Raw genomic sequence first — 23,156 nt, forward strand, 5'->3', positions numbered from 1 at the left:
ATCCGATTGTTCTGAGGGCAGGGGATTGATTTGGGTCGTACTGGGGATATGACGCCGCCTTTGGGTTGGCGGTTGGGTGTTGCTGGTGGGGTGGCGCTGGTTGTGCTGCTTGTTGACCAGTTGACCAAGCTTGCGGTTCGTGCCGTGGGCGATGCACTGCATGTGACCGTCATCCCCGGCGTGATCGACTTCCTGTTTGTCCGCAATATCGGCGCTGCCTTTAGCATGGGCGAGGGGCATGGCATCGCGTTTGCCGTGCTGGCGCTGGCGGTCATTGTCGCTATTGCCGTGTACCTCGTTCGTGCACCTCATCTCGCCCATCTTGAGGTTGTGGGCATGGCGATGGTTGCGGGCGGTGCTATCGGCAACGCTATCGATCGTTTGGCCTTTGGCTTCGTGACCGATTTTATTGCCACCACCTTCATCGACTTTCCCGTCTTCAATGTGGCCGATATCGGCATTACGGTCGGTGTTGTGCTGGCGCTTATCGGTTACATTTTCTTGAGTCCCGCCGCTCGCGAGGTCGATGCGACTGCTGAGCTCAATGCCCGTGATGAGGCCCGCGCTAAGCGCAAAGCCAAGCAGCGTGGGGAGCGTGCCCGCAAGATTCGCGAAAGGAATGAGCGTTAATGGCCGACATCCATATTCTTGTTGCCGACGATTGCTCTGGCCAGCGTCTCGACGGCTTTCTGGGTGCCAACGACGGCTGCCCCACGCGCTCTGCCTGCGCGCATTTGATCGAGGGCGGCGCCGTAATCGTGAACGGCGAGACCTGTCTGTCAAAAAAGTATGCCGTACGCGCCGGTGACCGCATCTCGGTCGACCTGCCCGAGCCGCACGATCCCACCGATGTGATTCCCGAGGCCATCCCGCTCGACATTCGCTATGAGGACGACTATCTCATTGTGCTCTCCAAGCAGCGCGGGCTGGTGTGCCATCCCGCCCACGGCCACGAGAGCGGCACGCTTGCGAACGCCTTGGTCTACCACTGCGGTATCGATCATCTTGGTACCGTGCAGGGTGAGGACCGCCCCGGCATCGTGCATCGCCTGGATCGCGATACCTCGGGCCTTATGCTCGCGGCAAAAGACGACGACACCCAGCGCGCGCTTCAAAATCTCATTCGCACGCGTACGCTCGACCGCCGCTATATCACGCTTGTCCACGGGCACATCGCCATGGACGAGGGCACCATCAATACCGGTATTGCCCGATCGACGCGCGACCGTGTCAAGATGGCGGTTTCTGACGATCCTTTCGCCCGCCAGGCCATTACGACCTTTAAGGTCCTCGAGCGCTTCGATTCCATGCGTTTTGACGACGGCTATACGCTCGTTGAGTGCCATCTGTTTACCGGTCGCACGCACCAGATTCGCGTGCATATGCGTCATATCAACCACGCCTGCGTGGGCGATCCACTCTACGGCAAGTGCGATGCGCGCGCCGACCAGGGCCTGACCAGGCAGTTCCTTCATTCCTGGCGCGTGGCGTTCGACCATCCCGTGACGGGGGAGCGCATTGAGTGCCGCGACGAGTTGCCGTGGGATCTCGCTGCGGTTCTCGACGATCTGGCTCCGCGCTCGCTCGGTCGCACGGCCGTTGGAGATGAAATCGTTCCGCAGCTCGGTCTTCTCGAAGCCTAGCCAGTATTAGGTGGTTTCTTGAACTCGGTAAGCCTGCGGTAAGATATACGATTGTTTACGTTACGCGTTGCTGGGAGCCTGCATGCTCGCCTTTTTACAAACCAACACACCCATCGTGATCTTCAACCAGATTGTCGTCACGCTGCTCACGGTCTGCTTTCTGTACCAGGTGGTCTTCTTTGTCATTGGTGCTCTTCGTGGCGAGGTCGCGCCTCCCAAGGCCAAAAAACTCCATCGCTATGCCTTTTTTATTGCGGCGCATAATGAGGAGGCCGTGATCGCCAACCTCGTTCGCTCCATCAAGGACCAGGATTATCCGTCCGAGCTCATCGAGGTTTTCGTGGTCGCCGATGCCTGCACCGACAACACGGCGCAGCTCGCGCGCGAGGCCGGTGCCATTGTTTACGAGCGCAATGACCTGGCCCGCAAGGGCAAGAGCTGGGTCATGGACTTTGGCTTCGACCGCATTCTCAACGAGTATCCCGACACGTTTGAGGGCTACTTTATCTTCGATGCCGATAACGTTATCTCCCGCGATTACGTTTCCAAGATGAATGATGCCTTTGACCAGGGCTTCCATGTGGTCACGAGCTATCGCAATTCCAAGAACTTCGGCAGCTCGTGGATCTCGGCAGCTAATGCCACGTGGTATCTACGCGAGGCGCGCTTCCTCAACAACGCGCGTAATATCTGCAAGACGTCCTGCGCTGTTTCGGGTTCGGGTTACCTTATCTCGTCAAGCGTTATCGAGGGCATGCACGGTTGGCAGTTCCACACGCTGACCGAGGACATTCAGTTCACTACGTTCTGCGCTATTCACGGTATTCGCATTGGCTATGCGCCGGCGGAGTTCTTTGACGAGCAACCCGTGACGTTCAAGGCATCCTGGAAGCAGCGTATGCGCTGGACCAAGGGCTTTTACCAGGTGTTCTTTACCTACGGTAAGCATCTGGTCAAGTCGACGTTCCGCTATCATCGCTTTGCCGCCTACGACATGTTCATGACGATCGCCCCGGGTATGCTGCTATCGCTGATCTCGATGCTCGCTAATGCGACGTTCTTGATTGTGGGTGGCCTTTCGCATGGTTTCTTGGCTACCGAAGTCGAGATGCAGGCGTGCGCCGCTTCGCTCATTATGACCTTCGCCATGATGTATCAGACCTTCTTTATCCTGGCGCTGCTCACGACTATCTTTGAGTACAAGCACATTCACTGCGCGCAAAAGTGGCGTCTGGTGACTAACCTGTTTACCTTCCCGATCTTTATGTTCAGCTATATCCCCATCACGGTGGCCGCGCTGTTCCTGAAGGTCGACTGGGTTCCTACCCAGCACGCCGTCAACGTTACCCTTGACGAGGTCATGCAAGGCGCCAAATAACCACCACCAAAACCACCGCAAAGGGGACAGGCACCTTTGTGGTGGTTTTTGCTTTTGCGATGCAGCTCGAGGAGGAGTCCGATGGTCTATATCCCGTTTTGGATTTGCATCTTTGCCGGCGTGGCAATTGATGCCCTAGAGCGACGGTTTCCCAATGGGCTTGCCGGCGCATGTGCCGTGGCGGCGTTGGCGGGCGTTTGGCTCGACCTCGGTTTGAACACAGCGCTTGACCACGCCGGTCTTGCGGTCATCGTCTACCTTGCCCTTGTGCTCACTGAGTCGCTCTGGCGGCGCCTTCGCCACGCGCCGGGCATCGGCATGGGGGATGCCAAGGCGCTCTTCGCGCTTTGCACGCTCGACCCTATGGGTGGCATCGTGGCATTTGCCGTCGCACTCCTGGCCCTGGCCCTCTCCTGCCTCTTCACAAAATCGCGCTCCCTGCCATTGCTCCCGTTTTTAGTGCCGATTTTTGCCATAATCGAGGTCGTGGGCTGCACTTTGTAACCGATTGCGCATCCTTCTTAAGGAGCATGCCATGGCAACTAATCAAGAAACGGCCGTCATTAAGGCGCGCATGGACCGTATTCCCTCGGCGTTGTCGCCCGAGCTTGTCGAGCGCATTGCCGCCGATCGTGCTTCGGGCTATGTCAACCCGTATCGTTGCAACGACGATCAGGTCATTCGTCGTATTGATCGCGCCGCCGACAAAGGCACGCTTATGCGTCCGGCGTTTATGCGCGATACTGAAAAGATACTTCATCTTCCGGCGTACACCCGTTATGCAGGCAAAACGCAGGTCTTTAGCTTCCGTTGCAATGACGATCTGTCACGCCGCGGTTTGCACGTGCAGCTCGTCTCCCGCATTGCGCGCGATATCGGTCGCGCCCTGGGGCTCAATTGCGATCTGATCGAGGCGATTGGCCTGGGTCACGACTTGGGACACACGCCTTTCGGCCATGCCGGCGAGCGCTTCCTCAACGATATCTATCATGAGCGTACGGGGCGTTATTTTTTCCATAACGTGCAGTCGGTCCGCGTGCTCGACGCACTGTACGGCCGCAACGTGTCGCTCCAGACGCTCGACGGCGTGCTATGCCATAACGGCGAGTACGAGCAACGTGTGTTTGAGCTCTCGGACATGGGCTCCTTTGACCAGTTTGACCAGACGGTTGAGGATTGCATTGCCACGGGCTATAGCGCAATTGAGCATCTGCGTCCCATGACGCTCGAGGGCTGCGTCGTTCGCATCTCGGATATTCTTGCCTACGTCGGTCGTGACCGTCAGGATGCGATCGCGGCGGGCCTGCTTTCGCCCGACGCTTTTGATGATGGCCGGGGCGGTGCCTACAACAGTTGGATCCTCACGCATGCCTCCATCGATATCGTTGAGCACAGCTATGGTAAGCCGCGCATCGGGATGAGCGAGGACCTGTTTGAGGAAATTCGCCGAGCCAAGCGCGAGAACTACGAGAAGATCTATAGCAAGGGCGGTATCGAAGGCGATTCCGAGGCGGAGCTGCGCGAGGCGTTCGTAAAGCTCTACGACCGTTGCCTGCGGGATCTTAACAGTGGCGACGAGTCCTCTTACATCTTTAAGCACCATATTTCGCGCATTGAGCAGCAGCTTTCCTACTATGATCGCACCTATGCCTGGCAGGACGACAAGGATCAAGCCGTGGTGGATTATATCGCGAGCATGACGGACGGTTATTTCTGCGAGCTGACGAGCAAGCTGTTCCCTGGTCTGGAGTTTCCGCACCGTACCTATATTAACGAACGGTAGTTCGTATTAATTCGGTATACTGTTAGTGGAAAACGTTTTTGATTGATACACGGGATGGCTATGGACGACCTTTTTTCTGCTTCGACGCGCGAGCGTTCCTTTCAGAATGCGCCGCTTGCGGTGCGCATGCGCCCCAATTCGCTCGACGAGTACGTGGGCCAGCAAAAGGCCGTCGGTAAGGGTTCATGGCTGCGTGCCGCGATCGAGCACGACGTGCTTTCGAGCGTGATTCTGTACGGGCCTGCCGGTACGGGCAAGACGACGCTGGCCCACATTATCGCCAACCATACCAAGAGCGAGTTTGTTGAGGTCAGCGCCGTCACGGGTACCGTGAAGGACCTGCGTCGTGTGATTGATGAGGCCAAGACGCGCCTGAATACGTACGACCGCCGCACCATTCTATTCATCGATGAGATTCACCGCTTCTCTAAGTCGCAGCAGGATGCCCTGCTGCATGCAGTTGAGAACCGTACCGTCATTATGATTGGCGCTACGACAGAGAACCCGTACTTTGAGGTCAACTCGGCACTGTTGTCGCGCGGGCGCGTGGTGGAGCTTGAACATCTGAAGGATGAGGATATCGCCACGCTTATTGAGCGTGCGCTCGAGGCACCACAGGGCTTGAACGGAAAGTTCTCGGCCGATGAGGATACGGTCAAGACCATTTGCACGCTGGCAGCGGGTGACGCTCGCTCGGCGCTCACGACGCTCGAGCTTGCGAGCGAGATTGCCGTCACGCGTTCCGATACCGAGGGAACGCCAGCGCCTGCGGCGGGGGAGCGCTATCCCATCACCGTGGATGACGTGAAGATTGCCAACCCGCGTCGCGGCTTTACGTATGACAAAAACGGCGACATGCACTACGACATCATCAGTGCGTTCATCAAGTCCATGCGCGGTAGTGACCCCGATGCCACGATCTATTGGCTCGCGCGCATGATCGATGCTGGGGAGGATCCTAAGTTTATCGCTCGCCGCATTATGATTCACGCTTCTGAGGATGTTGGCAACGCCGACCCGCAGGCGCTTTTGGTGGCGCATGCCGCGTTTAAGTCTGCCGAGGTCATTGGCTATCCCGAGTGCCGCATTAACCTGGCTCAGGCTGCACTCTATGTGTGCTTGGCGCCAAAATCCAACGCGTGTGAGGCTTCGATCGATGCGGCGCTGGCCGATATCCATTCTAGTGGGCTTCGCGAGGTGCCGAGTTATCTGCGCGATCGCCATCGCCCGGGCAGCGATGAATACGGTGTGTATAAGTATCCACATGATTATCCCGAAGGCTGGGTCGATCAGCGCTATTTGCCCGAAGGCTTGGAACGCGGTGCATTTTGGCAGCCTGCCGGGCGCGGCTGGGAAGAGTGGCGCGTAGAGCAAAGCGAACGAGACCGCAGCGGGAATGCACCGAGGTAGCTGCTGATAATTTTGTCCCACGTTGCTGCTCTTGGCATGTTCGGTCCCCTTTGGGGTACCATGAAAAGCGTCTGTATTTCGATTCTTCCGGGAGGCTTGTATGAGTCCCATTCAAATCGCCCTGCTGCTGCTCGCCGTTGCCGGCGTGTGGGCCATCGCTGAGCTCGCGCTTACCCTGCGCAAGACCCGCAATGTTGTCGACTCGCTCGATAAGACCGTGAACGACCTCAACAACACCATCGCCGAGGCTCAGCCTGTGGTGGCAAAGCTCGATGGCGCTGTCGATGAGCTTACGCCGGCGCTTGCCCAGATGGAGCCGCTGCTTAAGTCGAGCAAGACGGCAGTTGATGCCCTTACCTCCAATCTCGTAGAGGTCGAAGCCGTGGTTCGCGACATTTCCGAGGTTACGGGCAGCATGGCCGAGGCCAGCAATGCTGTGTCGAGCGTGACCGACTCTGCCGCCGGTGCTGTGCAGAAGCTCTTCAATAAGGTGAAGGCTCCTGCAGCCGACGCCGATCGCAAGCTCGCCGCTGCCGCTGCGGAGGCCGAGCAGCCTACCGAGCGCGTCCTAATTGGCGAGGACGAGGCCGCCGCGGGCGACGATGATGGTCAGAAGTCTGTATCCAAGCCGGCTCAGTATTACACCTATACGCCCGCCGAGACCTCTGAGGAGTCCTGCGATGAGTAGCGAAACAACCTGCCCTATCACGCTGACCGTTGCCGGTGACCCGCGTCTCGCTCGCCTTGTGCGCATGACGGCAGCCAACGTTGGTGCCCTGTGCTCTATGTCTGTCGATCGCATCGAGGACATCCGCATGGCTGCTGAGGAGGCTTTCATCTTTGGTTGCACCGCGGTCGACTGCGATGACATCACCATCAAATTCGATGTCGATGAGACCCACGTTGGCATGACTATTACCTTTGGCGACCAGGCTACGGTCGATGAAGACGACCAGGCTGCGGTGTATGCCGAGCTCATCCTCGCGAGCGTGTGCGACTCCTACGAAAAGACTACGGCGCCCCTGACGCTTTCCCTCGACCTCAAGGCGGATATCTAATATGACCGAACGTTCCCGGAGCGGCAAGACCGCTTGGGACAAGGAGAAAACCCGCGAGCTGTTTCGTCGTTACAAGGAGACCGGTGATCCGGACGCCCGTGAGCAGCTCGTCATGTCCCATATGAACCTGGTAAGGTTTCTTGCCAACAAATTTAAGAATCGCGGCGAGCCGCTCGACGACCTCATGCAGGTCGGCTATCTGGGCTTGCTCAAGGCTATCGACCGTTTTGATCCCGAGCGCGGACTCGAGTTCACGACGTTTGCGACACCCACTATCCTGGGCGAGATCAAACGGCATTTTCGCGACAAGGGCTGGAGTGTGCGCGTACCGCGTCGTCTGCAGGAGCTCTCGGCCAAGGTCAACCAGGCTACTGACAAACTTACCAACGAGCTGCAGCGTTCGCCCAAGGTTGAGGAGATCGCTGAGTATCTAGATGTGACTGTCGATGAGGTCCTCGAGGCTATGGAATCGTCTTCGGCCTATACCTCGGTGCCCATCGAGGCTCCTGGTGCGTCCGATTCCGACGATGCCCCTTCGATTCTCGACCGTTACGCCGACGACGACAACGAGCTCGACTTTACTGATGACCGCCTAGTGATCGAGGAAGCCATCCGTGATTTCTCGCCGCGCGAGCGCGAGGTGATCGAGCTGCGCTTTCTGAAGGGCATGACCCAGATCGAGATCGCCAAGAAGCTGGGTATTTCTCAGGTGCAGGTTTCGCGTCTGCTGCGCCGCACGCTTAAGAAGATTCAGGACAAGATCGACCCCGACGGAGTGATGATTCGTTCATGAGTGAGCACCCCCAACAAACCGATCGCGTGCTGCGCGACACCCGCATTCTGACGCTGCGCATTTGGGCTGTTGTCGGCTGCATTGTCATCGCCGCTGTCATCTTTAACCTTATGGGCATCCTGGCGCCGGTTATCGAGTTTCTCGCTGTTGGTTCCATCATTGCCTTTGTGATGTCCCCGATCACCAACTGGCTCGAGCACCATGGCGTGAATCGCGGCATCGGTTCGCTTATCGCGCTTATTGTTGTTGTTGCCGTGCTCGTCGGTGTCGTTTTCATCTTGTCGCCGATTCTCTTTGGTCAGATCATGGAAGTCCTGAGCCGCCTGCCCGAGCAGCTTCGTGTTGCGGGTGGCGATCTCAACGAGATGATCTCGCATGCCAAGACGCTCAATAACACGCCGCTCAAGGAGTATTTGGACGATAATCTTTCGTCGCTGGTTACCGTGGCATCGAAGTATGTGTCTCAGATTGCTGCCGAGCTTGGCCGCGGTGTGTTCCCGCTCATCACCAATACGGCCTCGCAGTTGTTCGTGATCTTCCTTGGTCTGGTGCTTGCCTACTGGATGGCCTGCGACTACCCTCGCATGCATCACGAGATTTGCACCATCATCGGTCAGGAGAAGGAGACCTCGTACCGCTTTATGGTCGCCATCCTTTCTCGCTCTGTCGGCGGCTACATGCGCGGTATGGTCGTGACGTCCATCTGCGGTGGTTTCCTCGCCTTTATCGGCTTCCTGATTATCGGCCATCCGTATGCGGCGCTCATGGCTATCTTCACTGGCATCATGCACTTGGTTCCGGTCGTCGGTCCCTGGGTGAGCGCGGCAATCGCCACGGTACTCGGCTTTATGTTCAGCCCCATGTTGGCGTTATGGACGCTCATCGTGACGATGGTCGCGCAAAACGTCACCGACAATGTGATTTCGCCTAAGGTCATGCAGAGCTCAGTGCAGGTGCATCCCATTATGAGCCTTACGGCTCTCGTTATTGGTTCGGCACTCATGGGGCCCATCGGCATGATTATTGCCATCCCGCTTTGTGCGGCCCTCAAGGGCATCTTCGTGTACTACTTCGAGAATGAGACCGGCCGTCAGCTTGTGGCCTATGACGGAGCCGTGTTTAAGGGCACGCCGTACCGCGATGCCGATGGCAACCCGGTCGCCGCCTACGACGCGCTCGGCGACGACACCTTCATCTATGAGTCCGAGCTCATCGGTAACGAGACTGCGCCCGAGGCCCAGGCCATGCCCAAACCCGAGCTCGATAATCCCTGGATGAAGCTCTCGGGCCTTCAGCCCGATGCTACGGGCTTTTTCAAGAATCCCTTCGCCAAAGACGACGATTTCAATATGAACGACGACACCAAAACCGGCATCGACGGCTCCATGGACGATTCGGATTCTAAATAGGTTCTATTAACGTTTCTTGAAGTTGTAAATGACAAGAAACGCGACCAAAGCGATTGATAAGGGGCCGGCTACATAGAAAAAGAGAACGTCAATTGCGCGTAGAGTGTAATAAGCCTTATCGCCGGACATTACTGTATACAATACGTATCCAAATGATGGTTGGTTTGCGTACCAGCATGAGAAGGCCAAGAGCGCTAAAAGTGCTACAACCAGAAGTGCATTCAGGACAAATCGTTTGCTTTTCATCGATCGCTCCTTCCGGGTGAATCTTATATGCAATTATACAGCAGTCCTTTTTCAAAGGATCGCGCAGTACTAAATAACGTGCACTTTCGCTGGAGGGTCGCTGTTTGGCGACCCTCTTTTTTGCACTTGCGCGGCGGGATGGTAATATCGTTACGTTTGAACTGTTTCGATGTGAAACCGAGGAGATTCCCTCTATGAGTGCTGACTACCCGTCAATGACTACGGCCGAGATCCGCTCCAAGTTCCTCAACTTCTTTGAGGAGCGCGGTCTTAAGCTCTATCCTTCTTCGTCCCTCGTCCCCGACGATCCTTCACTGCTGCTTGCCAACGCCGGCATGAACCAGTTTAAGGAGTACTACCAGGGCAAGAAGACCATGAAGGAGATTGGCGCGATCTCCTGCCAGAAGTGCGTCCGCACCAACGACATCGACTGCATCGGCGAGGACGGCCGTCACCTGTCGTTCTTCGAGATGCTCGGCGATTTCTCTTTTGGCGGCGTCTCCAAGGAGCAGGCTTGCGCCTGGGCCTTTGAGCTCATCACCAAGGAGTTCAAGCTGCCGCTCGACCGCCTGTACTTTACCGTCTTTACCGAGGACGATGAGACCCATGACGTGTGGCGCTCCCTGGGCGTTGCCGAGGACCACATCTCCCGCTTGGGCGAGGACGACAACTTCTGGGCCGCTGGCCCCACCGGCCCCTGCGGTCCGTGCTCCGAGATCTACTTTGACATGGGCGAGGAGGTCGGTTGCGGCAGCCCCGACTGCAAGCCCGGCTGCGACTGCGACCGCTTCCTTGAGTTCTGGAACCTCGTGTTTACCCAGTACGACCGCCAGGAGGACGGCTCCATGCCGGAGCTGCCGCACCGCAACCTCGATACGGGCATGGGCCTGGAGCGCATGGCTGCCATCATGCAGCACAAGACCGCCAATTACGACGGCGATCTGATGCAGCACCTCATCAAACTCGGTGAGGAGATTAGCGGCAAGACCTATGACGCCGATGACTACTCCGGCGCCAGCCGCTCCCTGCGCATCATCGCCGACCACTCCCGTGCTGTCGACTTTATGATCTCGGACGGCATCCTTCCCGGCAACGAGGGTCGCGAGTACGTCCTTCGCCGTCTGCTCCGCCGTGCCGTGTTCCACGGTCGCCTGCTGGGCATCGAGGGCGCCTTCCTGACCAAGTTCATCGACGAGGTCAACGCTCAAATGGGCGAGGCCTATCCCGAGTTGCTCAAGAACGTCGCGCTCGTCAAGGGTATCGTTGCCTCCGAGGAGGAGCGCTTCTCCACGACGCTCGACAACGGCCGCGTGTACCTGGACGAGGCCCTGGCAGCGCTTGCCGAGGGCGCTGTGCTTCCGGGCGATGTCGCCTTTAAGCTGCACGACACCTTTGGTTTCCCCATCGATCTGACCGTCGAGATCGCCGGCACCGCTGGCCACGACGTCGACATGGACGGCTTCACTGCCTGCATGGAGGACCAGAAGGCCCGCGCCCGCGCTAACGCCAAGGGCGACGCCTGGGGTAGCTTCAACGACGTGTGGGTCGAGCTTTCCGACAAGGTCGCAGCGACCGAGTTCGACGGCTATGACAACGATGTGATCGAGGGCGCCAAGGTTGTCGCCATCGTGCGCAACGGCGAGTCCGTCGAGTCCGCAGCCGCGGGCGAGGATGTCGAGGTCGTGCTCGACCGCACCCCGTTCTATGCCGAGATGGGTGGTCAGCAGGGCGATGCCGGCAAGCTTTCCGCCGAGGGCGTTGTTCTGACCGTTGCCGACACCAAGAACCACAACGGCCTGTATGCCCACGTCGCGCACGTTGCCGATGGCACGCTGACTGTCGGTGCCGCTGTGACCGCCGCTCTCGACGCCGAGCGCCGTGGCTTCCTGCGCCGCAACCACACCGCCACGCACCTGCTCGACGCTGCCCTTAAGCAGGTCCTGGGCGAGCACGTCTCCCAGGCCGGCTCGCTGGTGACGCCCGAGCACCTGCGCTTTGACTTTACGCACTTCGAGGCCCTTTCCTCCGAGCAGCTCAAGGCTGTCGAGGACTTGGTCAACCAGCAGATCTTCGCCTCCAAGCCGGTCGTGACCCGTGTTATGGGCATCGACGAGGCTAAGGCTGCCGGCGCTGTTGCTCTGTTTGGAGAGAAGTACGGCGATGTCGTCCGCGTCGTCTCCGTGGGCGCCGAGGACCAGCCGTTCTCTCGCGAGCTCTGCGGTGGCACGCACGCTGCTAACACCGCCGAGATCGGCCTGTTCAAGATTATTTCCGAGTCCTCTACGGGCTCGAACGTCCGCCGTATCGAGGCCGTGACCTCTAAGGGTGCTCTCGACTATATGGCCGACCGCCTGGCACTCGTTGACGCCGCCGCTGCTGCGCTCAAGTGCCGCGTCGACGAGGTTCCCGCCCGTGTGGAGAACCTGCAGGTCGAGCTGCGCGAGACGTCCAACAAGCTCAAAAAGGCTCTGACCGGTGGTTCCTCCGACGCCATTTCCAGCTCCATCGAGGGTGCTGTCGAGCTCGGTGGCTACAAGCTCGTCGTTGCTGAGCTCCAGGGCCTTGAGGCTGCCGACCTGCGCAACGTATGGGATACCGTGCACCAGAAGGTCGCCGGCCCTGTCGCTTGTGTCGTCGCCAGCGTGACTGAGAAGGGCACTCCGGCCCTGCTCGCTGCCGGCTCCGATGACGCCGTGAAGGCCGGGTTCCACGCCGGTAATGTGATCAAGCAGATCGCGGGTCTGGTCGACGGTCGCGGTGGTGGCCGTCCCAACATGGCCCAGGCCGGTGGCAAGAATGCTGCCGGCATCGCCGATGCCCTCGCGGCCGCCAAGACCGCGCTCGGCGCCTAAGAATCTAAGAAGTCACTGTGGTCGCGCTTGCGCTGGACATAGGGGAGACCAGGATTGGCATCGCCGTCTCGAGCCGTGATGGCAAGATGGCGATGCCCGTCAAGGTGCTCCCGGCCGCCGAGGTCACCGGTATGGCCAAGACGTTCCGCTACCTGGTCGAAGACTATGAGCCCGACATCCTGGTAAGCGGACGTCCCCTGACCATGGGCGGTGAGCCCGGCCCCCAAGCCGAGCGCGTTGCCGCCGTGGCGCAAAAGATTGCCGACGAGCTCGATCTTCCGCTGGAGTTTGAGGACGAGCGTCTGTCCTCGCAAGAGGCCAAGCGTATCCTGCGCGAGCAGGGCCTCAACGAAAAGCAGATGAGGGGCAAGATCGACATGATTGCCGCCAGCCTTTTTTTGCAGACGTGGCTCGATCGTAAAAACGAGGAGGTTTCGCATGCCTAGTGCTTCCGATCCGCGCCAGCCGAATCGTACACGTCAGCCGGCGTCGCGCCCTGCCCAGCCTGGCCAGCGTCCGGCACAGCCGACGCAGCGCGCAGCTCAGCCTGCCGCGCGCCCGGTGCAGTCCTTCTCTCGTTCGGCCCAACCTGTTCAACGGACGGGTCAGCAGCCTTCTGCTCGTTCGGTTCAGCATCCGGCTTCTCACGCGGCTCAGCAGCCCACTGCTCGTACGGCCCAGCCTGCAGGCGGTACCCGCTTTAAGCAGCAGGCACCTACCCAGCGAACGCAGGCCCCCCAATCGCATTCTCATCACGCCCGCGGTTCGCATGGCGTTGCTCCGGCGACCCGCTCGAGCTACAACACGCATACTCGTCGCGGTGCTCAAAAGAAGAGCTCTCCGGTTCCCATGATCATCGGCGTTGTGGTGGCGGTGCTTGCGCTTGTCGCGATCGTTTTCTTTGTCGTGCCGGCCGTCAAGGGCTTCTTTGCCGGTGAGGATACGAAGGTCACGGCTGGTCAGCAGGTTACGGTAACCATTCCCGACGGTGCTTCGGGCGATACGATCGCCTCGATTCTCTCCGAGAACCATATCGTCGAGAATCCCAAGGATTACTATGCGGCGGTGAAAAAGCTCAACGCCGATATGTCGCTCAAGCCTGGTACCTATTTGTTCACCACACTCATGGACGCGACCAAGGTTGTTCAGCAGCTCATGGAAGGTCCCAACGCGGGCTCCAATGCGCTAACAATCCCTGAGGGCCTGACGGTCGATCAAGTCGCCGATCGTGTGGCCCAGGCCTACGATGGCATCTCTAAGGAAGACTTCCTCAACCAGGCTAAGGCCTCCAACTACGTGGACGACTATAGCTTCCTTAAGGGCGCCGCCAACGACTCGCTTGAGGGTTTCTTGTTCCCCAAGACTTATTCGTTGGGCGATTCGCCGACGGTCGATGACGTGATTCGCGCTATGCTCGATCAGTTTAAGACCGAGTACAAGTCGCTTGACTTTGCGAGCTGCGAAGCCAAGATCAAGGAACGCTACGGTGTGGAGATGTCCGACTACGACATCGTCAACTTGGCCTCTATCGTTGAGCGCGAGGGCCTCAACGCCGACCAGCGCGCGCACGTGGCCTCGGTCTTCTACAACCGTCTTGCCGGCAAGCTCGATGGTCTGCGCTATCTCAACAGCGATGCGACCATGATGTATGTCACCGGTGGCGAGGTTACCGCCGACGACCTGCAGAGCGATAGTCCGTATAACACCTATAAGCATGAGGGTCTGCCATCCACGCCCATCTGCTCTCCGTCGCTCGAGGCACTCAAGGCCACGCTTGAGCCGACCGACTCCGATGACCTGTATTTCTACATTACGCAGGACGAGGAGTACTTCTCGCAAACCTACGAAGAGCATCAACAGTCTTGGAATTAGCATGAGGATTTTTAGCCCCAAACGTTACGTTGCCTCGGTCGATCGCATCGACCTTGATACCCTTTGGGCCGACGGCAAACGCGCCATTCTGCTCGATCGCGATAACACCCTGGTGCCGCGTGACACCGAGCAGGTTCCCGCTGCGGTTTCCGCTTGGCTCGATACCGCCCGCGCCAAAGGCTTTAAGCTGTGCATGGTGTCCAACAACTGGCATCGCGACCAGGTCATGGCATCAGCACGCGAGCTGGGACTCGAGGCCATCAGCCATGCCATGAAGCCGGCGCCGTTTGCCCTCAAGGCGGGTCTTAAGCGCCTCGGCGCCACGGCCGACGAGGCGGTGCTGATCGGTGATCAGCTCTACACGGACGTGTGGAGCGGCAACTTCGCCGGCGTCGATACCATCCTGGTAAAGCCGCAGGCCACGCAGGACCTGTGGTATACGCAGATCTTCCGTATCTTTGAGCGCCGGGCCCTGCGCGACCTTCCCTGCGAGGAATAGGTCTCGTCATGTCCCAGCACACCAAACACGGCTGCGACCATATCTTCTTTATCGGCTTTTTGGGCGCGGGCAAATCGACGCTCGCGCGCAACGTCGGCACTATGTTCAAGCGGCGTTTTATCGATACCGACCGCCTAGTCGTCCGCCGTTGCGGCAAGTCGGTAACCGAGATTTTTGAGACCGAGGGTGAGGATCGTTTTCGCGAGCTCGAGACCTCGGCGCTCCGTTCGCTCCAAAGCGAGCGCAGTCTGTTGGTTTCGTGCGGGGGCGGTATCGTCGAGACGCCGGTGAATATTGAGCTGATGCACGAAATGGGTACGTGCGTGTACCTCGAGGGCGACTTTGAGGATTCGATTCGCCAGATTCGTCGGTCCGACACGCGCCCCGATTTCCGCTCGCCCGAGCATGCCGCGCGCTTGTTTGAGCATCGCCGTCCGCTGTATCGCCAGGCCGCCGATATTACCCTTGATATTCGCAACAAGTCCTTCGAGGACGTTTCCTACCTTTGTGCCGAGATGCTTTTGGAGCGTGGACTGCTATGATTCGCCGCCAACTGATCAATTTCCAAAACCGCAGCGTCGATGTCCGTGTCGGATTGGGCGCGTTCGATGAGCTGTCGCGTATGTTTGCCTCGGCTGTGGGCAAGCCTAAGCGCGCGATGGTGGTTTGGAACTCCGCCTCGTCAGAACGTTTTGATGAGGTCGTCGAGCATGCGCTGGTCGACGCCGGTTTTGCCGTGTCGCAGTTCTCCCTTGAGGTTTCGCCTGCTGGTGCCACGCTGGCCGATGCCGATGCTATCTTTGGCGCCTTGTCTGCCAACGGCATTACCTGCGACGATCTGGTTGTCGCCGTTGGCGATGCCGCAACCTGCTCGGTTGTTAGCTGGTGCGCCAACCAGTGGTGTGGCCGAACCGAGTGCGCGCTGCTGCCGACGACCTTTGACGCCATGCTCACGGTCGCGACGACCATGAAGCCGCTCATTGCCTCGTCGTCGAATGCGCTTCCCGCTATCGCGTTCCGTCCCGAACCGGGCTTGGTCGTGTGTGACCTCGACCTTGTTCGCGAGGCGGACCCCGAGGACCTCAAGCTCGGCTATGTGGTACTTGTTGGCACCATGCTTTCGAGCAGTAAGTCCCGTTGGAATCAGTTTACTGAGACCGTCCCCGAGATTCTCGCGGGCGAGGAGGTCGCGCTCGTCAATGCCGTTCAATGGTCTCAGACTGCCCGCAAGGACGTACTGATGGCCACGAACCCGAGCGCTCGCCATGCGCTCGATTTTGGCAAGACGGGGGAGCGTACCCTGCGCGCCTGCTTGGGCGATGCCGCTTCGCAGGCCCCTGCCTACCAGCTGTTGTCCGAGGGCATTCGCTTTGAGGCACGCCTTGCACATGATGCCTGCGATTTCGATATCGATTACGTCTTTGAGGTCGATGACTGCTTGGAGGACTTTGGTATCGAGGAACTTGCCTTCGATCTGGAGTCTGCCGCATATATCGAGGAGTTCCGCAAGCAGCAGTTTGCACGCTCGAACCGCAGCATGTTGCCGCTGCCCGCGGCACTCGGCGCCATTCGCCTAACGAACGTTGAGGACGAGGTTCTTAAGCGCCATGCTCACGCCTACTTGGCTTCTCGTAAAGAACTTCTCTAAGATTTATTGACTTCCATCCTCTTTCGTATCATGTTGAGGGGCGGGTTTCCAATCGGTTGCGGATCGCATGCGATTCCGTCGTTCGGTTGAGACCCGTCCCGTCTATATAGAGACAACAAGAAAGGAATCTGCATGTCTGAGTTTGCTGCCGGTCCTGCCGGTCGTATCGAGCGTGTCCGTGCCCTGATGGCCGAGCGTGGCTACGACGCCATCGTGGTGCGCGACGAGGCCAATCTTCGTTGGCTTACGGGCGTGAAGGGCGTTTTCGATTACACCTTTGAATTCCCGCACGCGGCGTTTATTACGGCCGACCAGTGCCTGTTCCATACCGACTCGCGCTACCTCAACAGCTTTGAGGAGAACACGCCCGCCGGCAGCCCCTGGGTTTACGACATGGACGAGGGTACCATCCCCGGCTGGGTCGCCGGCAAGATTGCGGCTAACAAGTGCCGTGTCTGTGCTGTCGAGGACGATATGCAGATTAACTTCTACCAGGGTATTCAGCGCGGCCTGGAGGACCGTTCCGTCGCCTGCATCCTACCGCTGATGCACGACGACATCCGCAAGATGCGCGCCATCAAGGATGCCGAGGAGATTGAGCTTATGCGCCATGCGCAGTCGATCACCGATGCCGCTTTCCAGCATATGCTCGGCTTTATTAAGCCCGGTATGACCGAGAAGCAGGTTCGCAACGAGCTCGAGAACTTTATGTTCGCCAACGGCGCCGACAGCCTTGCCTTCGGCTCCATCGTGGCGAGCGGTCCCAACACCGCCAACCCGCATGCCGTGCCGAGCGATCGCGTGATCGAGAAGGGCGATTTCGTTCTCATGGATTACGGCGCGGGCTACTGCGATTACCGCTCCGACATGACGCGCACCGTCGTGATGGGCGAGCCCACGCAGGAGCAGCTCGACCTGTACGCGCTCGTGCGCCGCACGCACGAGGAGTGCGTCGCCGCCATCCATCCGGGCGTTGAGGGTAACGACATCTTCAAGCTTTCCAAGAAGATCATCGGCGATGCCGGCTATGGCGATTACTACAATCATGGCCTGGGCCACGGCGTCGGTATCGACATCCACGAGCTGCCCAACTTCAACCGCAGCAAGAACACCATCGCGATCGGCTCGGTTGTCACCATGGAGCCCGGCGTTTACCTGCCCGGCGTGGGCGGCGTGCGCCTGGAGGATTACGGCGTGGTCACCGAGAACGGCTACGAGCCTTTCACCAAGACCCCGCACGACCTGCACGTCATCGATTGCTAGCCCATTTCGATAGATTTTTGGGGCGGGGCGTCCGAATCGATTCGGACGCCCCGCGTTCTCTTTTTATGCGCTCGCCGCAGGCGCCGTCTGCAAGTGTATAATTTCTGTCGTATGTAATTTGGACGCTTGTGCGTTCTGCCCATAACAAGAAAGGTCGCTATGCCTACCATTTCTACCGCCGACTTCAAGAACGGCCTCGGTCTCCGTATCAAGGACAAGGTCTACACCATCGTCGAGTTCCAGCATGTCAAGCCGGGCAAGGGCGGCGCGTTTGTGCGCTACAAGACCCGCGACATCAAGAGCGGCCGCGTCGTCGAGAACACCTGCAACGCCGGCACCAAGTTCGAGAGCGTCATGCTCACCACCCGTGAGTTCCAGTACCTCTACAACGATGGCACCGACTACATCTTCATGGACAACGAGTCCTATGAGCAGGTTCCCGTTCCCGAGGACATGGTGGGCGAGAACTCCAAGTGGCTGCGCGAGAACGACATCTGCCAGCTGCTCTTCGCCGACGATGAGCTCATGGGCGTGACCCCGCCGATGTTCATCGAGACCACCATCGTCCAGACCGACCCGGGCTTTAAGGGCGATACCGTCCAGGGTTCCACCAAGCCGGCCACGATCGACACCGGCGCTGTCATCCAGGTCCCCATGTACCTCAACGAGGGCGAGGTCATCAAGGTTGACACCCGCGACGGCAAGTTCGTCTCCCGCGTCTAGCAACCAACTCTTCTAGGAGGACTCATGCCCCAGGAAATCAAGATTGACGGCATCGGCATTTCGCCCGATGTTTTGACCGCCATCGTCTCGCGCGCCGTGTCGGATGTCGAGGGCATCGCCTCCGTTGGCGTCAAGGACCTTGCCACCAACCTTGTCTCCATGATGCTCTCGTCCAAGGCCCCGGCTTCCGAGCCGGCTGTCGAGGCCGAGGTCGTTGGCGACAAGCTCGCACTCACCGTGCGTGTCGTGGTGTTCTTTGGCTATCCGTTCAAGAAACTCGCCGAGGCCGTTCGCGCTGCCGTGGTCGCTGCCATCGATGCCCAGGTTGGCGTTGAGGTTGAGCGTGTTGACGTTTGCATCGACGGCCTCGTTTTCCCCAAGGAGTAACCTTTGAGCCTTAAGGTTTATCGCGGGCGTACGCTTGCCCGCAGTCAGGCGCTGCAGCTGCTGTTCCAGGCCGAGGCCACGGACAGCCCGCTCGAGCGCGTCCTCGAGGGTGATTTCCTGATCTCGAAGGGTCCCCTCGACCCCTATGCGCTGGAGCTGTGCCGCGGTGCCTACGAGCATATCGACCGCATCGACTGCGCTCTGCGCTCCGTTGCCAAGAACTGGGATCTTATGCGCATGCCCGGTGCCGACCGCAATCTGCTGCGTATCGCCGTTTACGAGATGCGTTTCCTCACCGACGAGGAGGTCTCGGACGCCATCGTGATCAACGAGGCCGTCGAGCTTGCCAAGGCCTATGGCACCGACCGGTCCGCGTCGTTCGTCAACGGCGTGCTGGGCAAGATCGCTCGCAGCGAGGAGCTGCCGGGCGAGGACCTATACCAGGAGCTGCTGGCCGAGGATCGCGCTCGCGAGGAGGCACAGGCTGCCGAGGCTGCCGCTAAGGTTGCGGTTGCCCAGGCTGAGGCTGGTGTGTTGGCCGAGGATGCGGACGCTGCTGAGGCCGTCGAGGCCGACTCCGTCGAGGAGTAGCCATGCCAGAGGGTTCTGTCCGTAACTTTGATGAGATTTCGGACCGTCTGGATCAGATCATCGCTACCGTTCGCTCCAAGGATACCTCCTTGGAGCGTTCGCTCGATTTGTTTGACGAAGCGATTGAGCTGGGCTCCCGCGCGGTCGATATGGTCGACAAGTTTGAGTTGACGCCGCGTGAGGCCGACAAGCTCGAGCAGGAATACGATGAGGATGCGGCAAACGAATCCCAGGATAGCTAGGCCGCATCTCCGGATACGAATGGTTGATGGCATTCATGAAACGCGTGCGTCTTGATGACGAACTGATTTCACAGGGCATCTGCGCCGATCGCGCGGATGCCCTTCGCACTCTTATGGCCGGCTTGGTCTCGAGTGGCGGTGAGCGCTTGACTTCGCCGGGCCTTAAGGTGATCCCGGGGCTGCCGCTGCATGTGAAGAGGCGCATTCCCTATGTTGGCCGCGGCGGTCTTAAGCTCGAAGGCGCGCTTGATGCGTTTGGCATCAATCCGACGGGCCTTGCCTGTCTGGATGTGGGCTGCTCTACCGGCGGCTTTACCGATTGTCTGCTCAAGCGCGGAGCTGCGACCGTTGTCTCGGTGGACGTGGGTCGCGCCCAGTTCGATTGGTCGTTGCGCCAGGACGATCGCGTGACGCTGCATGAGCGCACAAACGTGACGCAGCTGCCTGAGCTTGGCTATGCCGGCACTATCGACCTGGCTGTGTGTGATGTCTCGTTTACCAGCATCGCGAACATTATCGATGCGGTACTGGCGTGCCTGGCGCCTACGGGTGCATTCTGCACGCTCGTAAAGCCGCAGTTTGAGGCTCCGGCGGCGCTGGTGGGCGAGGGCGGCATTGTGACCGATCCCGCCGTGCGCCGCGATACACTCGTGGCGGCGGTTGAACTCTTTGCTGCCAAGGGCCTGTTCCCGGTCGATGTGTGCGTGTCGCCCATTCATGGTGCCAAGGGCAACGTTGAGTTTTTCCTGTACGGCACGAGATTTGACCCCGGCGATCGCTCGCAAGACGAGCTGCAATCCCAGGTATCGGTTATGAGCGAGAAAGCTGCAACGCTATGAAGGTCTTTCTGGTTCCCAATTACTACAAGCAAGAGGCGGTCGAGAGCGGCCTGATGCTCGAGCTTTGGCTGACTCGCCAGGGCTATGAGGTCGCATGGGCTGCCGACCAGCGATCCAAGATTCAGAGCACGCCTGATATTGACGGCTCCGATCTGGTCATTACGCTCGGCGGCGACGGTACGTTGCTGCGCGCTGCCCGCATCCTCAACCATCGTGAGATTCCTATCCTCGGTCTTTCCTATGGTCACCTGGGCTTTCTAACTGCTGCGAGCCCCGAGGAGCGCGACATCCTGCAGGTCGTGAGCGACGCCCTGTCCGGTGAGCTGCACGTGAGCCGTCGCGCCACCATCGCCGCGGATATCGTGTCCGTGCGCGAAGACGGTACGAAGGATGTCGTGCGCACCTTCGCCCTCAACGACATGGCGCTTACCCGCGGTCCGCTGTCCGATATGGTCGAGTTCGACATCACGGTGTCCGGCCATCATATCGACCGTCTGCGTGGCGACGGCGTGGTCGTGTCCACGGCGACTGGTTCTACGGGTTACGCGCTCAGTGCCGGTGGCCCCATCGTGAGCCCCGACTATACGGGCATGGTCTGCGTACCCATTGCGCCGCACACCATTCAGGCTCGTGCCTTTTTGACCTCGCCGAGTGATGTCGTCGAAATCTTTATGTCCGATGATCGCCCGAGCGTTCCGGCGATCGCTATCGATGGACAGTTTATTACCTGCGATGGCACCGTTGAGAGCGTGGCGGTGCGCCGCGGGCCCGGAGATGTGTTGCTGCTGGATTACGGCCCCGAGAGCTTCTATAACTCGGTGAGCCGCGTATTCTACGGAGTCCGTCATGATCGATGAGCTGCAGGTTTATAACATTGCACTCATTCGCGAGGCGACGCTGGTGCCGAGTGCCGGCCTGACTGTCCTGACTGGCGAGACTGGCGCCGGCAAGACCGCGCTGCTCTCGGCCCTCAAGCTAATTTTGGGCGAGCGTGCGGATTCGTCGACGGTGCGCGAGGGCGAGGCACTGGCGAGCGTCGAGGCGCGACTCTTCGACGGACCGCACGACACGGAGGGGTTCACCGTACAGCGCAGCCTTTCTGCCGAGGGCCGCAGCCGCGTGAAGATTGACGGTCGCATTGCCAGTGTGCGCGAGCTTTCGGAGCGCGTCGGCGTGATGATGGATCTGTGCGGCCAGCACGAGCACCAGCGCTTGCTCGATCCGGCGCATCACGTTGCGATGGTCGATGCCTGGGCGGGACGCTCTGCGCTCGAGGCGCTCGAGCACTACCGTGCTTGCTTTAAAGCCTCGCGCGCGGCTGCCAAGGAGGTCCGTCGCGTCGAGGAGGCCTCACGTGCGCGGGGGAGTCGCGTCGAGGAAGCGCGCTTTGCGCTCGAGCGCATCGGCGAGGTCGACCCCAAACCGGGCGAGTATGAGGAACTCGAGGAACTGCTGCCGCGCTCCGAACATGCCGAGGTACTGGTTGCCACAGCTAACGATGCCCATGCATCGCTTGCCTCCGAAGGGGGAGCGCTCGACGCCGTGAACAGCGCCGTGGCAGAACTTTCCCGAATGGCTACCGTCGATCGCAAACTGGGCGACATTGCCGATGCGCTTTCGGATGCCTGTATCTCCCTTGAGGATTGCGCGAACGAGCTTCGTACCTATCGCGATGGCGTCGCCTTCGACCCGCGCGAGCTCGCACGCATGCGTGAGCGATATTCCGACCTCAAGGGCCTGTTGCGTCAGTGGGGTCCCACCATGGACGATGTTTTTGCCATGCGCGATCGCTCGCAAGAGCTGCTGTCCCTGGTCGATGATGGCGATGAGCAGATCAAAAAGGCGCGTGAGGCACTCGGGAGCGCCGAGCGCGAGTTGTTTGCCGCTGCCAAGGCACTTAAGCGCGCACGCAATACGGCGGCCCCGCGCTTCTGCCACGAGGTTGGCCGCCAGATGGCGCGCTTGGAGATGGGTAGTGCCGAGCTCGTCTGGGAGTCGCGCGATCTTCCCCGTGCTGAGTGGACGCCCGTTGGTCCTTCGAGCTACGAGCTGCTATACCGCAGCGGTGCCGGCTTGACGCCACGTCCCCTGCGCCGCATTGCGTCGGGCGGCGAGCTCAGCCGCGTCATGCTTGCAAGCAAGGTTGTCCTCGGTAACGCGGACGGTGTCGATACGCTGGTGTTTGACGAGGTCGATGCCGGTGTCGGTGGCTCCACGGCGCGTGCACTCGCGGGCGTGCTGGCAGATCTCGCCTCTACGCATCAGGTGATTGTCGTAACCCACTTGGCGCAGGTCGCCGTCATGGCCGACAAGCATTATGTTGTCAGCAAGGAACCAGGCGATGTTCCCCAGACGCATTTGGACGAGGTAACCGGCGAAGCGCGTACCGCCGAGATCGCCCGCATGTTGAGCGGCGATCAGTCCGAGGCTAGCCTGGCGCACGCAAAGCAGATGCTCGAAGAAGCTCGAGGTTAGGTCGTATCAGCGGTGTTGGTGGGACAAAATAGACTGAAATTTTTG

The 23,156-nt window shown here is 59.5% G+C and carries 24 protein-coding genes; all 24 read left to right on the plus strand.

Annotation, left to right across the window (positions count from 1 at the left end):
* Window positions 1–30 precede the first annotated feature (30 nt).
* Entirely contained in the window at window positions 31–630 is a 600-nt protein-coding gene (gene lspA / locus FGQ61_RS05540; protein ID WP_229025850.1) for a signal peptidase II, read from the plus strand.
* Window positions 630–1,643 (plus strand): RluA family pseudouridine synthase, encoded by a 1,014-nt coding sequence (locus tag FGQ61_RS05545; RefSeq protein ID WP_138374842.1) that lies wholly within the window; start codon window positions 630–632, stop codon window positions 1,641–1,643. Before lspA ends, FGQ61_RS05545 begins: the two co-directional genes overlap by 1 nt.
* An 82-nt stretch (window positions 1,644–1,725) precedes the next feature.
* Complete coding sequence (locus tag FGQ61_RS05550; RefSeq protein WP_006233999.1) at window positions 1,726–3,021, plus strand: glycosyltransferase family 2 protein; 1,296 nt, start codon at window positions 1,726–1,728, stop codon at window positions 3,019–3,021.
* Window positions 3,022–3,102: 81 nt separating this feature from the next.
* A complete protein-coding gene (locus FGQ61_RS05555; protein WP_138374843.1) occupies window positions 3,103–3,525 on the plus strand; it encodes a prepilin peptidase in 423 nt (140 codons plus the stop codon).
* Window positions 3,526–3,556: 31 nt separating this feature from the next.
* On the plus strand, window positions 3,557–4,804 hold the full coding sequence (locus FGQ61_RS05560; protein WP_138374844.1) for a deoxyguanosinetriphosphate triphosphohydrolase family protein: 1,248 nt from the start codon (window positions 3,557–3,559) through the stop codon (window positions 4,802–4,804).
* Window positions 4,805–4,864: 60 nt separating this feature from the next.
* A complete protein-coding gene (locus FGQ61_RS05565; protein WP_138374845.1) occupies window positions 4,865–6,214 on the plus strand; it encodes a replication-associated recombination protein A in 1,350 nt (449 codons plus the stop codon).
* A gap of 100 nt (window positions 6,215–6,314) precedes the next feature.
* On the plus strand, window positions 6,315–6,902 hold the full coding sequence (locus tag FGQ61_RS05570; protein ID WP_138374846.1) for a hypothetical protein: 588 nt from the start codon (window positions 6,315–6,317) through the stop codon (window positions 6,900–6,902).
* The gene (locus FGQ61_RS05575; RefSeq protein WP_138374847.1) at window positions 6,895–7,272 is read left to right on the plus strand and encodes an ATP-binding protein; all 378 of its coding nucleotides are present in this window, start codon (window positions 6,895–6,897) and stop codon (window positions 7,270–7,272) included. Before FGQ61_RS05570 ends, FGQ61_RS05575 begins: the two co-directional genes overlap by 8 nt.
* Window position 7,273: 1 nt before the next feature.
* Window positions 7,274–8,065: an RNA polymerase sigma factor SigF gene (locus FGQ61_RS05580; protein ID WP_138374848.1), complete on the plus strand. Its 792-nt coding sequence runs from the start codon at window positions 7,274–7,276 to the stop codon at window positions 8,063–8,065.
* Window positions 8,062–9,474, plus strand: a complete 1,413-nt coding sequence (locus FGQ61_RS05585; protein ID WP_138374849.1) for an AI-2E family transporter — start codon at window positions 8,062–8,064, stop codon at window positions 9,472–9,474. Before FGQ61_RS05580 ends, FGQ61_RS05585 begins: the two co-directional genes overlap by 4 nt.
* Window positions 9,475–9,914: 440 nt before the next feature.
* The gene (gene alaS / locus FGQ61_RS05590; RefSeq protein WP_138374850.1) at window positions 9,915–12,572 is read left to right on the plus strand and encodes an alanine--tRNA ligase; all 2,658 of its coding nucleotides are present in this window, start codon (window positions 9,915–9,917) and stop codon (window positions 12,570–12,572) included.
* A 17-nt stretch (window positions 12,573–12,589) separates the two neighbouring features.
* Window positions 12,590–13,018, plus strand: coding sequence for a Holliday junction resolvase RuvX (gene ruvX / locus FGQ61_RS05595; RefSeq protein ID WP_138374851.1), 429 nt, complete (start codon window positions 12,590–12,592; stop codon window positions 13,016–13,018).
* Complete coding sequence (gene mltG, locus FGQ61_RS05600) at window positions 13,011–14,444, plus strand: endolytic transglycosylase MltG (RefSeq protein WP_229025849.1); 1,434 nt, start codon at window positions 13,011–13,013, stop codon at window positions 14,442–14,444. Before ruvX ends, mltG begins: the two co-directional genes overlap by 8 nt.
* Window position 14,445: 1 nt before the next feature.
* Window positions 14,446–14,943, plus strand: a complete 498-nt coding sequence (locus tag FGQ61_RS05605; protein WP_117639353.1) for a YqeG family HAD IIIA-type phosphatase — start codon at window positions 14,446–14,448, stop codon at window positions 14,941–14,943.
* Window positions 14,944–14,951: 8 nt separating this feature from the next.
* Entirely contained in the window at window positions 14,952–15,485 is a 534-nt protein-coding gene (locus tag FGQ61_RS05610; protein WP_138374852.1) for a shikimate kinase, read from the plus strand.
* Window positions 15,482–16,591, plus strand: coding sequence for a hypothetical protein (locus FGQ61_RS05615; protein ID WP_138374853.1), 1,110 nt, complete (start codon window positions 15,482–15,484; stop codon window positions 16,589–16,591). The genes FGQ61_RS05610 and FGQ61_RS05615 overlap by 4 nt, the downstream gene beginning before the upstream one ends.
* A 132-nt stretch (window positions 16,592–16,723) precedes the next feature.
* Window positions 16,724–17,854, plus strand: coding sequence for a M24 family metallopeptidase (locus FGQ61_RS05620; protein WP_138374854.1), 1,131 nt, complete (start codon window positions 16,724–16,726; stop codon window positions 17,852–17,854).
* Between the two features lie 159 nt (window positions 17,855–18,013).
* On the plus strand, window positions 18,014–18,577 hold the full coding sequence (gene efp / locus FGQ61_RS05625; RefSeq protein ID WP_006233983.1) for an elongation factor P: 564 nt from the start codon (window positions 18,014–18,016) through the stop codon (window positions 18,575–18,577).
* A gap of 24 nt (window positions 18,578–18,601) precedes the next feature.
* The gene (locus FGQ61_RS05630) at window positions 18,602–18,964 is read left to right on the plus strand and encodes an Asp23/Gls24 family envelope stress response protein (protein WP_006233982.1); all 363 of its coding nucleotides are present in this window, start codon (window positions 18,602–18,604) and stop codon (window positions 18,962–18,964) included.
* Window positions 18,965–18,967: 3 nt separating this feature from the next.
* Entirely contained in the window at window positions 18,968–19,555 is a 588-nt protein-coding gene (gene nusB / locus FGQ61_RS05635; RefSeq protein WP_138374855.1) for a transcription antitermination factor NusB, read from the plus strand.
* A gap of 2 nt (window positions 19,556–19,557) precedes the next feature.
* Window positions 19,558–19,797 carry an exodeoxyribonuclease VII small subunit gene (locus FGQ61_RS05640; RefSeq protein ID WP_006233978.1) on the plus strand — a complete coding sequence of 80 codons (240 nt, stop codon included), beginning with the start codon at window positions 19,558–19,560 and terminating at the stop codon, window positions 19,795–19,797.
* A 35-nt stretch (window positions 19,798–19,832) separates the two neighbouring features.
* Window positions 19,833–20,636 (plus strand): TlyA family RNA methyltransferase, encoded by an 804-nt coding sequence (locus FGQ61_RS05645; RefSeq protein ID WP_138374862.1) that lies wholly within the window; start codon window positions 19,833–19,835, stop codon window positions 20,634–20,636.
* On the plus strand, window positions 20,633–21,493 hold the full coding sequence (locus tag FGQ61_RS05650; RefSeq protein ID WP_035138200.1) for an NAD(+)/NADH kinase: 861 nt from the start codon (window positions 20,633–20,635) through the stop codon (window positions 21,491–21,493). Before FGQ61_RS05645 ends, FGQ61_RS05650 begins: the two co-directional genes overlap by 4 nt.
* The gene (locus tag FGQ61_RS05655) at window positions 21,483–23,111 is read left to right on the plus strand and encodes a DNA repair protein RecN (protein ID WP_138374856.1); all 1,629 of its coding nucleotides are present in this window, start codon (window positions 21,483–21,485) and stop codon (window positions 23,109–23,111) included. The genes FGQ61_RS05650 and FGQ61_RS05655 overlap by 11 nt, the downstream gene beginning before the upstream one ends.
* The last annotated feature ends 45 nt before the right edge of the window (window positions 23,112–23,156 follow it).

The sequence above is a fragment of the Collinsella aerofaciens genome (genome assembly GCF_005844325.1).
Lineage (GTDB): Bacteria > Actinomycetota > Coriobacteriia > Coriobacteriales > Coriobacteriaceae > Collinsella > Collinsella aerofaciens_G.

Excerpts from the sequence above, each read along its gene's own strand:
- FGQ61_RS05545 (WP_138374842.1), top strand. The coding sequence starts at position 630 with ATGGCCGACATCCATATTCTTGTTGCCGACGATTGCTCTGGCCAGCGT.
- FGQ61_RS05550 (WP_006233999.1), top strand. The coding sequence starts at position 1,726 with ATGCTCGCCTTTTTACAAACCAACACACCCATCGTGATCTTCAACCAG.
- FGQ61_RS05555 (WP_138374843.1), top strand. The coding sequence starts at position 3,103 with ATGGTCTATATCCCGTTTTGGATTTGCATCTTTGCCGGCGTGGCAATT.
- FGQ61_RS05560 (WP_138374844.1), top strand. The coding sequence starts at position 3,557 with ATGGCAACTAATCAAGAAACGGCCGTCATTAAGGCGCGCATGGACCGT.
- FGQ61_RS05565 (WP_138374845.1), top strand. The coding sequence starts at position 4,865 with ATGGACGACCTTTTTTCTGCTTCGACGCGCGAGCGTTCCTTTCAGAAT.
- FGQ61_RS05570 (WP_138374846.1), top strand. The coding sequence starts at position 6,315 with ATGAGTCCCATTCAAATCGCCCTGCTGCTGCTCGCCGTTGCCGGCGTG.
- FGQ61_RS05575 (WP_138374847.1), top strand. The coding sequence starts at position 6,895 with ATGAGTAGCGAAACAACCTGCCCTATCACGCTGACCGTTGCCGGTGAC.
- FGQ61_RS05580 (WP_138374848.1), top strand. The coding sequence starts at position 7,274 with ATGACCGAACGTTCCCGGAGCGGCAAGACCGCTTGGGACAAGGAGAAA.
- FGQ61_RS05585 (WP_138374849.1), top strand. The coding sequence starts at position 8,062 with ATGAGTGAGCACCCCCAACAAACCGATCGCGTGCTGCGCGACACCCGC.
- alaS (WP_138374850.1), top strand. The coding sequence starts at position 9,915 with ATGAGTGCTGACTACCCGTCAATGACTACGGCCGAGATCCGCTCCAAG.
- mltG (WP_229025849.1), top strand. The coding sequence starts at position 13,011 with ATGCCTAGTGCTTCCGATCCGCGCCAGCCGAATCGTACACGTCAGCCG.
- FGQ61_RS05605 (WP_117639353.1), top strand. The coding sequence starts at position 14,446 with ATGAGGATTTTTAGCCCCAAACGTTACGTTGCCTCGGTCGATCGCATC.
- FGQ61_RS05610 (WP_138374852.1), top strand. The coding sequence starts at position 14,952 with ATGTCCCAGCACACCAAACACGGCTGCGACCATATCTTCTTTATCGGC.
- FGQ61_RS05615 (WP_138374853.1), top strand. The coding sequence starts at position 15,482 with ATGATTCGCCGCCAACTGATCAATTTCCAAAACCGCAGCGTCGATGTC.
- FGQ61_RS05620 (WP_138374854.1), top strand. The coding sequence starts at position 16,724 with ATGTCTGAGTTTGCTGCCGGTCCTGCCGGTCGTATCGAGCGTGTCCGT.
- efp (WP_006233983.1), top strand. The coding sequence starts at position 18,014 with ATGCCTACCATTTCTACCGCCGACTTCAAGAACGGCCTCGGTCTCCGT.
- FGQ61_RS05630 (WP_006233982.1), top strand. The coding sequence starts at position 18,602 with ATGCCCCAGGAAATCAAGATTGACGGCATCGGCATTTCGCCCGATGTT.
- FGQ61_RS05640 (WP_006233978.1), top strand. The coding sequence starts at position 19,558 with ATGCCAGAGGGTTCTGTCCGTAACTTTGATGAGATTTCGGACCGTCTG.
- FGQ61_RS05645 (WP_138374862.1), top strand. The coding sequence starts at position 19,833 with ATGAAACGCGTGCGTCTTGATGACGAACTGATTTCACAGGGCATCTGC.
- FGQ61_RS05650 (WP_035138200.1), top strand. The coding sequence starts at position 20,633 with ATGAAGGTCTTTCTGGTTCCCAATTACTACAAGCAAGAGGCGGTCGAG.
- FGQ61_RS05655 (WP_138374856.1), top strand. The coding sequence starts at position 21,483 with ATGATCGATGAGCTGCAGGTTTATAACATTGCACTCATTCGCGAGGCG.